Source organism: Burkholderia sp. BCC0419 (genome assembly GCF_902830285.1).
Taxonomy (GTDB): Bacteria; Pseudomonadota; Gammaproteobacteria; order Burkholderiales; family Burkholderiaceae; genus Burkholderia.
In genome coordinates, this window is the sequence record NZ_CADESR010000001.1 from 644,352 (window position 1) to 657,411 (window position 13,060).

The window sequence follows — 13,060 nt, forward strand, 5'->3', positions numbered from 1 at the left end:
GGATAAGACCATGGTGAATGAGTCGAAGTTGGTGGAGGTCGACGAGAAGCACCTCCAGTTCCGGGTGTCCCGGGAAGCATTCGTCAGTGAACAGATTCTGTTCAGCGAGTACGAAAAGATTTTTGACCGATGCTGGCTCTATGTCGGGCACGTGTCGGAGTTCAAAAAGCCCGGTGACTTCGTCACCCGTACGATCGTGCGTCGCAATCTGCTGGTGACCATGGGCACGGACAACAGGATCAACGCGTTCTTCAACACGTGCCCGCACCGCGGCGCCACGGTCTGTCGAGATCGTTCCGGCAACGCGAAGAACTTCCAGTGTTTCTACCACGGCTGGGTGTTCGGTTGCGACGGCAACCTGAAGAGTCAGCCGGGCAAGGAGCGATATTGCGCGGATTTCATGGCGAGCGGCGCAGGCAACCTCGTCCCCGTGCCCAAGTTCGATATCTACGCCGGCTTCTGCTTCGTCAGCTTCAATGCGGACGTGGAGCCGCTGCCCGACTATCTGGCGGGTGCGAAGGAATACCTCGATCTGGTGTCGAAGTATTCGGAGAGCGGCATGGCGATTTCCAGCGGCACGCAGGAGTATGCGATTCGTGCGAACTGGAAGCTGCTGGTAGAAAACAGCGTGGATGGTTATCACGCCGTCAGCACGCACGCAACCTACCTCGATTATCTGAAGAACACCAACGGCAGTCTGTCGAGCACGAAGCTCGAAGGGACGAGCTACGACCTCGGCAACGGTCACGCGGTACTTGAGTACACCGCGCCGTGGGGGCGTCCGATTGCATCGTGGGTGCCGCTGTGGGGTGAGGATGGCAAAAAGGAGATTGACGGAATTCATGCGCGCCTCGTCGAACTGCACGGCGAGGAGATGGCCGAGCGCATGGCACACAAGAACCGCAATCTTTTGATTTTCCCGAATCTCGTCATCAACGACATCATGGCGATCACGGTGCGGACGTTTTATCCGCAGGCGCCCAATTACATGCTGGTCAACGGCTGGTCACTCGCGCCCAACGAAGAGTCCGACTGGGCGAAAAAATTCCGGCTCGGCAACTTCCTCGAGTTCCTCGGGCCGGGCGGGTTTGCCACGCCGGACGACGTCGAGGCGCTGGAGTCGTGTCAGAACGGATTCAACAATTATCGTCTCGTGCCGTGGAGCGATATTTCCAAGGGAATGGGCAAGGAGTCGACCAATTACGACGATGAGCTGCAAATGCGCGCGTTCTGGACGCGCTGGAACCAGTACATCAGCGCTCCGTCGTCGAAGTCGCAGATCCATCAAATCATGCCGGAAACTGCAGCTTGAGGACACGCACATGAACGCCGTTACGATCGAAAAGGAACCTGTGCGTATCCCGTCGTCCAGCGACTTCGCGGAATATGTGACGAGAGCCGAAGTCGAGGACCTGCTGTTTTACGAAGCGGAGCTGCTCGACATGTGGCAGCTCCACGACTGGCTGTCGCTGTTCACTGACGACGGCACGTACTATGTACCGTCGGCCGACCTGCCGCGTACCGCTAGCGCGGACGACAGCCTGTTCTACATCGCGGACGATCCGGTCCGGTTGCGCGAACGCGTGATCCGACTGATGAAGAAAACCGCCCACTCGGAATACCCGCGATCTCGCACTCGGCATCTGGTCAGCAACGTCCGCATCCTCGGCGCCGGTCCAGACGAAATCAAGGTCGCCGCGGCGTTTGTGACCTACCGATTCAAATTCGGCAGCAGCGATGCGTATGTCGGGAGTACGCACTATCGCCTGCGGCGCATCGACGGCCACTTGCGGATCGCGGAAAAGCGCTGTTTCCTGGATCTCGAAGCGCTTCGTCCGCATGGGCGAGTGAGCATCATTCTCTGAGAGAGGCCGACTATGGATATCACGCTTCCTTTCCGCTACAAGAAACTCGGCTACGCCGCAATTAACGTCACCGACCTCGACCGCTCGATCGCGTTCTACACGAATGTCGTCGGTCTCGAGCTGATGCAGCAGGTTGCCGGCGTCGCGTATCTGCGATGCAGTCGGGATCACCACAGCATTCTGCTTTGCGAGTCGGCGGAGCGCGGGCTCAAGCGCGTCGGTTTCGAGCTTGAGCAGGAAAGCGACGTGTGCGCGGCGTTCGACCATTTCGAGCGGCTCGATATGGCGCCGGTCTGGGTGTCGCAGGAAGAATCCCGACTGATGAAGCAGGGCTCGGGATTCCGCGTGCGGGAGCGCCATAGCGGAGTGCTGTTCGAGTTGTTTGTCGGCAACACACACATGAGCAAGCCATTCGTGCCGACGGTCGCGAAGATCATCCGCATTGGCCACGTGGTGATCGGTGCCGAGAATTTCGAAGCGAGCCGCGATTCGCTGGTGCGCGATTTCGGTTTTCGGATTTCGGATCTGATCGAGGATCGCATCGTGTTCATGCGTTGCCATCCGAATCCGTTTCACCACACGTTCGCGATCGGGCCGGCCAGCAGCAGTCATTTCCATCACGTGAATTTCATGGTGACGGATATCGACGACATCGGTAAGGCACTCTACCGAATCAAGGCGCACGATGTGAAGGTGGTCTTCGGCCCAGGCAGGCATCCGCCGTCCGACAGTATCTTCTTCTATTTCCTTGATCCGGACGGGATGACGGTGGAGTACAGCTTCGGCATGGAGGAATTCGCGGAACACGGCGCGCGGCCGGCGCGCTACATGGAACCCGTACCCGAATCGCTGGACGTTTGGGGCGCAGTGCCGGACAGTCAATTCGGCCGCAGCGGCCCGATCGAGCGCGACGGGAATGACGTGTCCATGCCGAAGATGCAGAAGGTAGTCGGTTAAGCGAAATGAAAAATAAACAGACCAGTCTGGATGATTGTGTGGCAGTAGTGACCGGCGGTGCCCATGGCATCGGCTTTGGCATTGTCGAGCGGCTGCTGCAGCTGGGTGCGAAGGTCATGGTGTCGGACCTCGACCGGGAAGGGCTGGAAGCCGGTCGCGAGCGTCTCGTGAAGTCATTCGGTAACGCGGTTGCCGCGCATGCGGCGGATCTGTCGAAAGAGCGCGGCGCGCAGGCGCTGCACCGTGCCGCCACGAAGCGATTCGGGCCGGCGCAGATCCTCGTCAACTGTGCGGGCGGCGGCGTGATCCGCCCATTCCTCGAGCACACGCCCGACACGCTGAAGGCGACCGTCGACAGAAACCTCTGGACGGTTATCTGGTGCAGCCGCGTGTTTCTTCCGGACATGGTCGCCGCGAAGTACGGCCGGATCGTCAATATCGGTGCCGACTCGGTGCGAAACGGCCTTCCGGATCATGCGGGATACAACGCCGCGAAGGGCGGCATGCACGGACTGACGACGGGGCTGGCACGCGAGTTTGCGTTGTGCTGCATCACCGTGAACACGGTGGCGCCCTGTGCGGTGAATACGGACGTGTGGGTAAAGGTGAAGCAGTCGAACCCGGCGCTCGCCCAACGGTTTGTGGACGTGATTCCGATGGGTCGCGTGGGCGAGATCGACGAAGTGGCTTCGATGGTGGGCTATCTGACGTTGCCGGAGGCGGGGTTCGTCACCGGTCAGGTAATCAGTGTCAACGGCGGCAGCGCGATGTTGTGAGGATCGAGATGAACACAAGCACTGAAATGGTCGAACTGTGCGCGTCGGGTGACGTGGCTGACGGTGAAATCCGTCGCGGCATGTTGCCGTCGGGGCATGCGGTGGCGATCTATCGCGTCAATGGCGAATTCTACGTCACCGACGATATTTGCTCGCATGGGGAGGCGTCGTTGTCCGAAGACGGTTCGCTTGACGGATATGAAGTCGAATGCAGCTGGCATTTCGGCCGGTTCGACGTGCGTAGCGGCGCGCCGTGCGCGATGCCGTGCGAGCACGCGATTCGCATCTGGCCGGTGAAGATGGATGGCGACCGGGTCTTCATCGACGCCGGAGCGCACGCATGATGAGCGGCGTCGATCTCACCGTCGTCCAGCGCCGCGTACGCGTGGCGGCAAGAGCGCTTGCGCGCCACGGTCTCGTACAGGCGTGGGGGCACTGTAGCGCGCGGATCGACGAGACGTCCTTCGTCGTTTGCGCGGCGCGACCGATGGGGTGTATCGGCCCGGGCGAGCCGGGTATCGTCGTCCGAGTGGATGCACCGCTTCCGCAGGGCGTGCTCGGAGAGGTGCGCATTCATCAGCAGATCTACCGGATGCGTGCCGACGTCGGCGGCGTGTGCCGCGTGATGCCTCCGCATCTGGTGGCGCTGTCGACGCTGCGAATAGTGCCCAGCCCCCGGCACGGCGTCGGCGCATTCAATGCGGCGTGCCGATTCTGGGACGACCCGCGGCTGTTGCGCGACGATGCGCTGGCTGCGCAGCTGGCAGCCCATCTGGGCGATGCGCCCGCCGTCGTCATGCGGGCGAACGGCGCCGTCACCGTCGGGCCGAGTCTCGAACTGGCTGCGGGCTTCGCATGGTGCCTGGAAGACGCGGCACGCATCGAGGCGCTCGTGCGCTCCGCCGCGGGCGAGCAGCGCGCGGCGTCCGCGTGCCTGACGCGTGACGAGATTGCGTCACGTCAGGTCAGTTCCGGAGCGGTGTTCGAACGGCTGTGGGAATACCTGACGGCAGGGGATCCGGAGGCCGCGGCGACGGAAGCCGAGTTTCCGCCACCCGCCTGGGGGACCGTGTGATGACGCCCGGAAATGGCAGGGCAGTGGAGCCGACGGTGCGTCCGTCCGGGGGAGGTGCTTGCCGTCAGGTCGCCGTGTGGGGTAGTGTAATGCCGGTTTCAGCGGACTCTACACGTTACGATGACAATAAAAGTACCAGAACGACGTCGCAGCCAGACAGAACGGCGCGAAGAAACGCGTGCGCGGATACTGGAGGCCGCAGTCAGCGAACTCACGAGCAAAGGCTACGCGGGATTCCGGGTCGAGCAAGTCGCCGCTACGGCGAACGTCTCCCGCGGGGCGCAGTCGCATCATTTTCCGACCAAGGAATCGCTGGTGCTCGGCGCGCTGCAAAAGCTCTACGAGGCATCGACCGAAGCCAGTATGAGACTGATCGACGGCCTGAAGCCGGGAGACGACGTCCTCGACGCGCTGATGCAGGATTCGGCCAAGTTCTATCTTGGGCCGAATTTCATCATTTCGATGTCGCTGCTGAATCTCGGCGATCACGAGCCCGAGTTGCGGCAAAAGGTTCGCGCGATCTCGCGCAAGCACCGCTTGCCGATCGAAAAGGCGTGGCTGGACGCGTTGCTGCGCTCCGGGTTGGCGGAAGAGCCGGCGCGAACCGTCCTGAACATCACGCAGAGCATCTATCGCGGAATGGTCATACGCCGTTTCCTGCGCAACGATCCGGAATATACGCGCTTCACGATCGAGCAGTGGTCGAAAATCGCGCGCGCATACATGAACTCGAGCCAGCCGTCGCCGTAACGCGCGTTCGTCAGCACGCGCCTCTTTCACAGCGCCCATTCGTCTTCCAACGCCACCCCTGCGGGACCCGCAGCGGTGGCGTTGTCGTATCTGCTTCTTTTCGAGGAGAAATCCATGAGTCTCTGGCTTGATTTGCTCGGCGCGGAAATCCGCTACGTCGACACGAAGCACTTCGGCACGATTCGTATCGCCGAGGCCGGGAAAGGTAATCCCGAAACGCTTATCTTCCAGCATGGCATCAACGGCCATCTGGAGGCATATGCGAAGAACATCGTGCCGTTATCGAAGGACTTTCACGTCATCGCCTTCGATTATGTCGGCCAGGGGCTGTCAAGCAAGCCGGTTCGGGAATACCACCCGATCATGCTTGCAGAGCAGCTTGGCGAATTGATGGATGCGCTCGGCATCGAAACGGCCCACCTTTCGGGCGAGTCGCTCGGAGGCTGGGTGTCCGGGCACTTCGCCGCGGCGAACCCACATCGCGTGCGACGCCTCATGCTGAACACGGCGGGCGGCATCCCGATCGTGACTCGGAAGGGCAAGCAGGACCTGGCGACTTTTATCGGGCTGAACCAGCGCAACATCGACAGCACGCCTACCTACGAATCAGTGCAGGCCCGCATGCACTGGTTGATGCACCCGGACAACCGTCACCTGGTGGACGACGAACTGGTCGATCTGCGCCTGCGCCTCTACCTGCGCCCGGAAAGCCGTGCAGTGCTGCCGTTGCTCAACGAAATTCTCGCGCATCACGACGACTATCTGATTCCGTTGGAGAAGCTGCCCGAGGGGACGCTGTTCCTGTGGACGCACGACAATCCCATCCACGATACCGAATCGGTGAAAGCCGCACAGGCGAAGGTGCCGGGAAGCATTCTTTATTTCATGAAGGGGAATTCGGCCCACTGGCCCCAGTACGAAGCAACCGACGAGTTCAACGACGTCGCGGTGAAGTTTTTCAAGACCGGTGCGGTCGCGTGAGAGGCCCGGCATGACTTTGGAAAACGATATTGCCGAGCTGTTGTGGGACGCGCAGCAACGCAACGCACCCTGTGCTCCCGTGAGGGACCGCTTCGAAGGGCGGGACGAGAACGCACAGGCGGCACTCGCCTATGCGGTACAGCAGATCAACATCCAGCGCCAGGTGCGGGGCGGCAGGCGGATCGTCGGCAGGAAGATCGGCCTGACGTCGCCGGCCGTTCAGCAGCAGCTCGGCGTCGACCGCCCGGATTTCGGTACGTTGCTCGACGACATGGCCATCGTGGACGGTGAGCCGATCGAGCCGAACCGCTTGTTGCAGCCGAAGACCGAGGCCGAGATTGCGCTGGTGCTCGAGAAGGATCTGCCCCATGAACGGCACACCGTGGCCGACCTGATCGACGCAACCGCCTATGCGTTGGCCGCGATCGAGGTAGTGGCCAGCCGCATCGCGGGCTGGAATATCCGTTTCGTGGACACCGTCGCGGACAACGCATCGTCCGGTCTGTTCGTGCTCGGCACGCAGCCGGTTCCGCTTGCGAGGCTCGATCTGGCAGGCGTGACGATGCGCATGACCGACGGCGAGGAAACGGTATCGCAAGGCGCTGGCGCAGCCTGCCTCGGCAATCCGCTGAATGCCGCCCGCTGGCTTGCGGACACGCTTGTCGAGGTCGGAACGCCGATGCGCGCCGGCGACGTGATTCTCACGGGTGCGCTCGGTCCGATGGTGACGGTGAAGGCAGGCCATACCTATACGGCGCACATCGACGGCTTTGCTCCGGTACGGGCGATTTTCTCCAGATGAGGTACTTCCCATGAACTCGATTGACGAAAAGCATGCAGTCGCCATCATCGGATCCGGAAACATCGGCACCGATCTGATGGTCAAGATCCTCCGCTACGGAAAACACCTGAAGATGGGTGCGTTCGTCGGCATCGATCCCGAGTCGGACGGCCTGAAGCGGGCCGAGCGGATGGGCGTGTCGACCGTGACGACCGGAATCGACGGGCTGCTCGCCCATCCCGATTTCGGATCCATTCGCTACGCATTCGACGCCACGAGCGCCGGTGCACATGCCAAGCATGAACAGTTGCTGCGTCCGCACGGCGTGCGCGTGATCGACCTGACGCCGGCCGCAATCGGTCCTTTTGTCGTCCCGGCGGTCAACATCGACCAGCATCTGGATGCGCCGAACGTGAACATGGTGACCTGCGGCGGGCAAGCGACGATTCCGATGGTCGCAGCGGTGTCCCGCGTTGCGCCGGTCGAATACGCGGAGATTGTCGCGTCGATCTCGAGCCGCTCTGCCGGGCCGGGTACGCGAGCCAATATCGACGAGTTCACCGAGACCACGTCGAGCGCGATCGTGCAGGTGGGTGGCGCAAAGGCCGGCAAGGCAATCATTGTCCTCAACCCGGCGGAGCCGCCGCTGATCATGCGCGACACGGTGTACTGCCTCGTTCCGGGAGACGCCGACCAGGCTGCGATCGCCGAATCGGTCGAGCAGATGGCGGCTTCGGTTCGTTCGTATGTGCCGGGGTATCGGCTCAAGCAGGTCGTGCTGTTCGACGCGTTCAACGGACGCATGCCGCAAGAACCGGCCGCCCCGCGCGCGCCGCGCTTGAAGGTATCGGTTTTCCTCGAGGTCGAGGGGGCGGGGCACTATCTGCCAAGTTACGCCGGGAACCTGGACATCATGACCAGCGCGGCTCTGGCCACCGCGGAACGCATTGCCGCGCGTCAGCCGGTCTTGGCTTGAGGGGGCAACAGATCATGTACGACAAGAGCAAGAAGATCTACGTTTCGGATGTAACGCTGCGTGACGGGATGCATGCCATTCGACATCAGTACAGCGTGGCGGATGCTCAGCGTATTGCTCGCGCGCTGGACGAAGCGGGCGTGGACAGCATCGAGGTGGCACATGGTGACGGCCTGCGAGGATCATCGTTTAACTACGGTTTCGGCGCGCATACGGATCTGGAATGGATCGCGGCGGCGGCTGACGTGGTCAAGCAGGCGAAGATCGCCACGCTCCTCTTGCCGGGTATCGGCACGATTCACGACCTGAAGGCCGCTTACGACGCCGGTGCGCGCGTCGTGCGCGTCGCGACGCACTGCACCGAGGCCGATATCTCGAAGCAGCATATCGACTATGCGCGCTCGCTCGGCATGGACACGGTCGGCTTTCTGATGATGAGCCACATGACGACGCCGGAGAACCTCGCCGTCGAGGCAAAGAAGATGGAAAGCTACGGCGCGACGTGCATCTACGTCGTTGATTCGGGGGGCGCGATGACGATGGGCGATATCCGCGATTGCTTCCGCTCGCTGAAGGCGATGCTCGATCCGGCGACGCAGACCGGCATTCACGCCCATCACAATTTGAGTCTCGGCGTCGCGAACTCGATCGCCGCGGTCGAGGAGGGGTGCGATCGGGTCGACGCGAGCCTTGCCGGCATGGGCGCGGGAGCGGGCAACGCGCCGCTTGAGGTGTTCGTCGCAGCGGCCGAGCGGCTCGGCTGGAACCACGGGACGGACCTGTACGCGCTGATGGATGCGGCAGACGACATCGTGCGGCCGCTGCAGGACCGTCCGGTGCGAGTCGACCGCGAGACACTCGCGCTGGGCTATGCCGGTGTCTATTCGAGTTTCCTGCGACATTCGGAGGTTGCGGCGGAGAAATACGGGCTGAAGACCGTGGATATTCTCGTCGAGCTGGGGCGTCGCAAGATGGTGGGCGGGCAGGAGGACATGATCGTGGATGTCGCGCTCGACCTGTTGCGCAATACGGCGTGACCAACTGGTAATTCTTTTCATCATGCACGGTAGATTCGCATATCGGAAGGAGGCCGATTTGCTGAGCATCAAAAGAACGAGACGGTTTGCTTTAAAAAAAGACGACGCGACGTGCCATCGCTTGTATCGGCACGAGAGCGCCGCCCCTGATGGGTTCCGGCAGTAAAAGACGAGCCATCAACATGGTGAAGGAGACAAATGAGACATCAACGAACAGCGTTGCTTGCCGCCTCGGTGAGCATCTGTACGCCGGCATGGGCGCAATCGACGATTACGCTGTACGGCATTGTCGATACAGGCGTGGAGTTCTTTACTCACGCGTCACCAACAGGCGGCGCGATGATGCGGTTCCCGACGATCACCGGCGGCGATCTGCCGTCCCGTTGGGGCCTGCGCGGCGAGGAGGACCTGGGCGGTGGAATCAAGACCGTATTCACGCTCGAAAGCGGTTTTGCAATGTCGACTGGCGCTTCGCTTCAGAATGGCCGCTTATTCGGACGGCAGTCGTTTATCGGGATCAAGGGCGAGTGGGGACAATTGACTGTCGGCCGGCAAATGAACATGACCGTCTATGGCATGGTCGATGCGGATGTGATCGGCCCTGCCGCTTTCAGCATGGGATCGTTCGATGGCTACCTTGCCGCGGCACGGGCGGATAACAGCGTCGAGTATCGCGGGAGGTTTTCGGATTTGACGGTCGGCGTGAGCTATTCGTTCGGACGCGACGGCCTGTCCGCAAGCAACTGCGGCGGGCAGCTTCCCGGGGACATGATGTCATGCCGTGCAATCAGCGCGATGCTGAAGTACGACCGCGCGAACTGGGGCATGGCACTCATCTATGACGAGCAGCGCGGTGGCGCCGGCGCAACGGCAATGACGGCCGTACCGGGCTTGAGCGGCGTCGCTTTTGCGAACTCTGGCGCGACCGATCGGCGATACCAGGCAAACGGCTATGTTCTCGTTGGGAGGGTCAAGGTCGGGGGAGGATGGCTGCATCGGGAAATTAAAGGAGATGTTCGGACGGTGCGAACGGATCTCGGCTATCTCGGCGTGTCGGTGCCGTATGTCGCATGGATTCTCGACGCGCAAATTTTACACATCAGGAACCGTTCATACGACGCAGACGGGACGATGGGAGTCCTTCGCGCCAACTACTATCTTTCCAAGCGGACTGCGATATACGGCTTGCTTGCTTATATGAAGAACAGCGGAAGCGGTGCGGTTTATTCAGTGTCGGCAAGTAATGTCATTCCGGCGATGCCGGCACCCGGAGTCGGACAGGCGGGCGCAATGGTGGGGATGCGTCACCTGTTCTGACGGCTGATTCGACAGTGCTATCAAAATAAAAACAGACTAGTTTGTTTCTTATTGGAAAACGTTGAACCGATCCGGGAGAGACCGGTTTCGTTGATCGTATCGAAAACTTATCGACATAGGGATGTCAATCTCGACGTTGAAGTATTGGAGGAAGGAATGAGCGAGGAAGCGAGGAGGAGTGGGCCATGTTCGGGGCTTCGTGTGCTCGAACTGGGCTCGATGGTGTCGGCTCCGCTGGCGGGGCAGATTCTGGCGGACATGGGTGCGGAGGTGATCAAGATCGAGCCGCCGGAAGGCGATCCGATGCGCAGAGTCGGACCATTCCACAAGGGGATGAGTGCGTTGTTCATGACGGTGAATCGGGGCAAGAAAGGCATCGTGCTGGACCTGAAGACGCCCCGTGACCAGGAAGTCGCTCAGGCGCTGGCGTCAGCGTCGGACGTGCTGCTTCACAACATGCGCCCTCGTGTCATGGAGCGGCTTGGTCTGGGTTATGCGTTACTCCAGAGCGCCAATTCGAAGCTGATTTATGCATCGATTTCCGGCTTTGGCGAGTCGGGGCCGTATGCGTCGAAACCCGCATACGACCATGTGCTTCAGGGTATGACAGGCGTCATGTATCTCCAGGGGCGCGGCGGCGCGCCGGAGCCGATCCGCAATTTGATGGTGGACAAGTCGACCGCGACAATCACGGCGAGCGCGATTCTCGCGGCGCTGCTGCATCGCGAACGCAGCGGTGGGCACGGGCAGCGCATCGATGCCTCGTTGCTGAAGGCGTTTTCGTGGTTCGGTCTGACGGACAACATCGGAAACTACACGTTCCAGTCGCCCGACGCACGCAAAGCCCCAGCACTCGACATTCATCACCCGCTTCGCACGCGCGACGGATGGGTCATTGGCCATGTCCAGACGGACGATCAGTTTGCGGCGGCGTGCCGGCTCTTCGGTCGGGAAGATCTGCTGGATGACGAGACCTGGAAGTCGGCGGCGAAACGAATCGAACAGAACGGCGAGATGTGGCGAGCGCTCGGCGCCAAGGCGACCACGATGACGCGCGACGAAGTATTGGCGCGTGCCGAATCCGAGGGCGTGGCGATCGGCCCGATCTACACGTTGGAGGAGTTCTTCGAAGATCCGCAAGTCCGGAGCAGCGACGTTTATGTCGATTACGAGGATCCCGAGTTCGGCGTGATCCGGCACATGAACTTTCCGGTGCGCTTCGGTCTTTCAACGGTTCAAGTCGAGGCGCGGGCACCGCTGCTCGGCGAACACACCGAGGAAATTCTGCGCGATACGTCAGGCGGGGCCGTCAGGCTTTGACCGCGAGGTAGCGATTTTCTTTCGACGATTTTCTGCGGATCGAGAAGGGCGAATTTCGTGAACGATGCGCCGATACTTCTTGACGCAGATTTGAACTGCGTTGTTCAGGAGAACAGGAGGAAGACTTGATTACGTTCGATTTGAGCGAGGAACAGGAACTCGCGCGTAATGCGATGCGAAGCTTCGCGCAACGGGAGTTGCGGCCGATCGCACGGAAGCTGGACCGGGATTCGGCGATTCCCGTCTCGACGCTGGATGCGCTTTGGTCGACTGGCCTCATACAGATGCAAGGCAACGAGGACCAGGTTCGTTGCCCGATTCTCAACGCGCTTGTGCTCGAAGAGCTCGCCGCAGCCGACGCCACGCTCGCGCTTGCGCTGGCGGCGCCGGTGGCGTTTACCCAGGCCATCCTGGATCAGGGGTCGCAGCAGCAGCGGGAGACGCTGTTGCCGTTGTTTTACGGAAGCACATTCCGCGCTGCGGCCATTGCGCTGATGGAACCGCATTTCGGTTCCGACGTGTCGTCGCTGACGACCACGGCTGTGCGGGACAAAGACGGATGGCGGCTCAACGGACGCAAGACACTGGTCCCGCTGGCTTCCGCTGCGAGCCACTTTCTCGTCATCGCGCAAGCCGAGGGCGAGCGGGCAGCCTTCATCGTTGGGCGCGACACGGTTGGCGTGAATGTCGAGGCGCCGGTACCGACGGTTGGCTTGCGGGCACTCGAAATGAGCGACATTCGGTTCGACGGCGTATTCGTTCAGCACTCGGCACGCCTCGGCAGCGGGGCCGGCGTGAACGTTCAGCGCATCGTCGATTCGTCGCGCGTCGGGCTTGCTGCCGTGATGACCGGTCTTTCGCGCGGCGTCATGGAGTACGTCATCCCGTACGCAAAGGATCGGGTGGTTCATGGCTCCGCGCTCGCGAGCAAGCAGTCGATCGCCTTTCGTATAGCGGATATGCATATCGACGTGGCGGCGATGCGCATGATGGGATGGAGAGCGGCGTTCGAGCTTGCGGGCGGACAAGACGCCACGCGTTCGTCCCAGCTCGCGTATACGTATGCTGCGCGTCAATCGATGTCGATCGCGGATGAGGGCTTGCAGATCTTCGGCGGCCACGGGTTCGTACGTGAACATCCAATTGAAATGTGGTACCGGAATTCACGCGCGGTCTCGATGCTCGAAGGCGTGGCCGGTGTTTGACTTGTCGATAAGGAGATCGA

General features: G+C 61.3%; 14 protein-coding genes. All 14 read left to right on the forward strand.

Annotated elements, in window-relative coordinates; genetic code table 11:
- Nucleotides 1–10: 10 nt before the first annotated feature.
- The 14 genes from HWW87_RS02895 (at nt 11) to HWW87_RS02960 (ending at nt 13,040) form a co-directional block, all read left to right on the forward strand.
- On the forward strand, nt 11–1,312 hold the full coding sequence (locus HWW87_RS02895; RefSeq protein ID WP_175819159.1) for an aromatic ring-hydroxylating dioxygenase subunit alpha: 1,302 nt from the start codon (nt 11–13) through the stop codon (nt 1,310–1,312).
- 10 nt (nt 1,313–1,322) lie between these two features.
- Nucleotides 1,323–1,865 carry an aromatic-ring-hydroxylating dioxygenase subunit beta gene (locus HWW87_RS02900; RefSeq protein WP_175819160.1) on the forward strand — a complete coding sequence of 181 codons (543 nt, stop codon included), beginning with the start codon at nt 1,323–1,325 and terminating at the stop codon, nt 1,863–1,865.
- A gap of 12 nt (nt 1,866–1,877) precedes the next feature.
- Complete coding sequence (locus HWW87_RS02905) at nt 1,878–2,822, forward strand: VOC family protein (RefSeq protein WP_175819161.1); 945 nt, start codon at nt 1,878–1,880, stop codon at nt 2,820–2,822.
- A 5-nt stretch (nt 2,823–2,827) separates the two neighbouring features.
- On the forward strand, nt 2,828–3,598 hold the full coding sequence (locus tag HWW87_RS02910; RefSeq protein WP_175819162.1) for an SDR family oxidoreductase: 771 nt from the start codon (nt 2,828–2,830) through the stop codon (nt 3,596–3,598).
- A 26-nt stretch (nt 3,599–3,624) separates the two neighbouring features.
- Nucleotides 3,625–3,942, forward strand: coding sequence for a non-heme iron oxygenase ferredoxin subunit (locus HWW87_RS02915; RefSeq protein WP_244107129.1), 318 nt, complete (start codon nt 3,625–3,627; stop codon nt 3,940–3,942).
- Nucleotides 3,939–4,673, forward strand: coding sequence for a class II aldolase/adducin family protein (locus HWW87_RS02920; RefSeq protein ID WP_244107130.1), 735 nt, complete (start codon nt 3,939–3,941; stop codon nt 4,671–4,673). The genes HWW87_RS02915 and HWW87_RS02920 overlap by 4 nt, the downstream gene beginning before the upstream one ends.
- Nucleotides 4,674–4,988: 315 nt before the next feature.
- Nucleotides 4,989–5,423: a hypothetical protein gene (locus HWW87_RS02925; protein WP_244107131.1), complete on the forward strand. Its 435-nt coding sequence runs from the start codon at nt 4,989–4,991 to the stop codon at nt 5,421–5,423.
- Nucleotides 5,424–5,537: 114 nt separating this feature from the next.
- Complete coding sequence (locus HWW87_RS02930; protein WP_175819164.1) at nt 5,538–6,404, forward strand: alpha/beta fold hydrolase; 867 nt, start codon at nt 5,538–5,540, stop codon at nt 6,402–6,404.
- Between the two features lie 10 nt (nt 6,405–6,414).
- Entirely contained in the window at nt 6,415–7,206 is a 792-nt protein-coding gene (locus HWW87_RS02935; protein WP_175819165.1) for a fumarylacetoacetate hydrolase family protein, read from the forward strand.
- Nucleotides 7,207–7,216: 10 nt separating this feature from the next.
- The gene (locus HWW87_RS02940) at nt 7,217–8,161 is read left to right on the forward strand and encodes an acetaldehyde dehydrogenase (acetylating) (protein WP_175819166.1); all 945 of its coding nucleotides are present in this window, start codon (nt 7,217–7,219) and stop codon (nt 8,159–8,161) included.
- A 14-nt stretch (nt 8,162–8,175) separates the two neighbouring features.
- Entirely contained in the window at nt 8,176–9,198 is a 1,023-nt protein-coding gene (dmpG, locus tag HWW87_RS02945; protein WP_175819167.1) for a 4-hydroxy-2-oxovalerate aldolase, read from the forward strand.
- A gap of 198 nt (nt 9,199–9,396) precedes the next feature.
- Nucleotides 9,397–10,515 carry a porin gene (locus HWW87_RS02950; RefSeq protein WP_175819168.1) on the forward strand — a complete coding sequence of 373 codons (1,119 nt, stop codon included), beginning with the start codon at nt 9,397–9,399 and terminating at the stop codon, nt 10,513–10,515.
- A 156-nt stretch (nt 10,516–10,671) separates the two neighbouring features.
- Entirely contained in the window at nt 10,672–11,835 is a 1,164-nt protein-coding gene (locus HWW87_RS02955; protein WP_208449925.1) for a CoA transferase, read from the forward strand.
- 125 nt (nt 11,836–11,960) lie between these two features.
- Nucleotides 11,961–13,040, forward strand: coding sequence for an acyl-CoA dehydrogenase (locus tag HWW87_RS02960; RefSeq protein WP_175819170.1), 1,080 nt, complete (start codon nt 11,961–11,963; stop codon nt 13,038–13,040).
- Nucleotides 13,041–13,060: the final 20 nt, after the last annotated feature.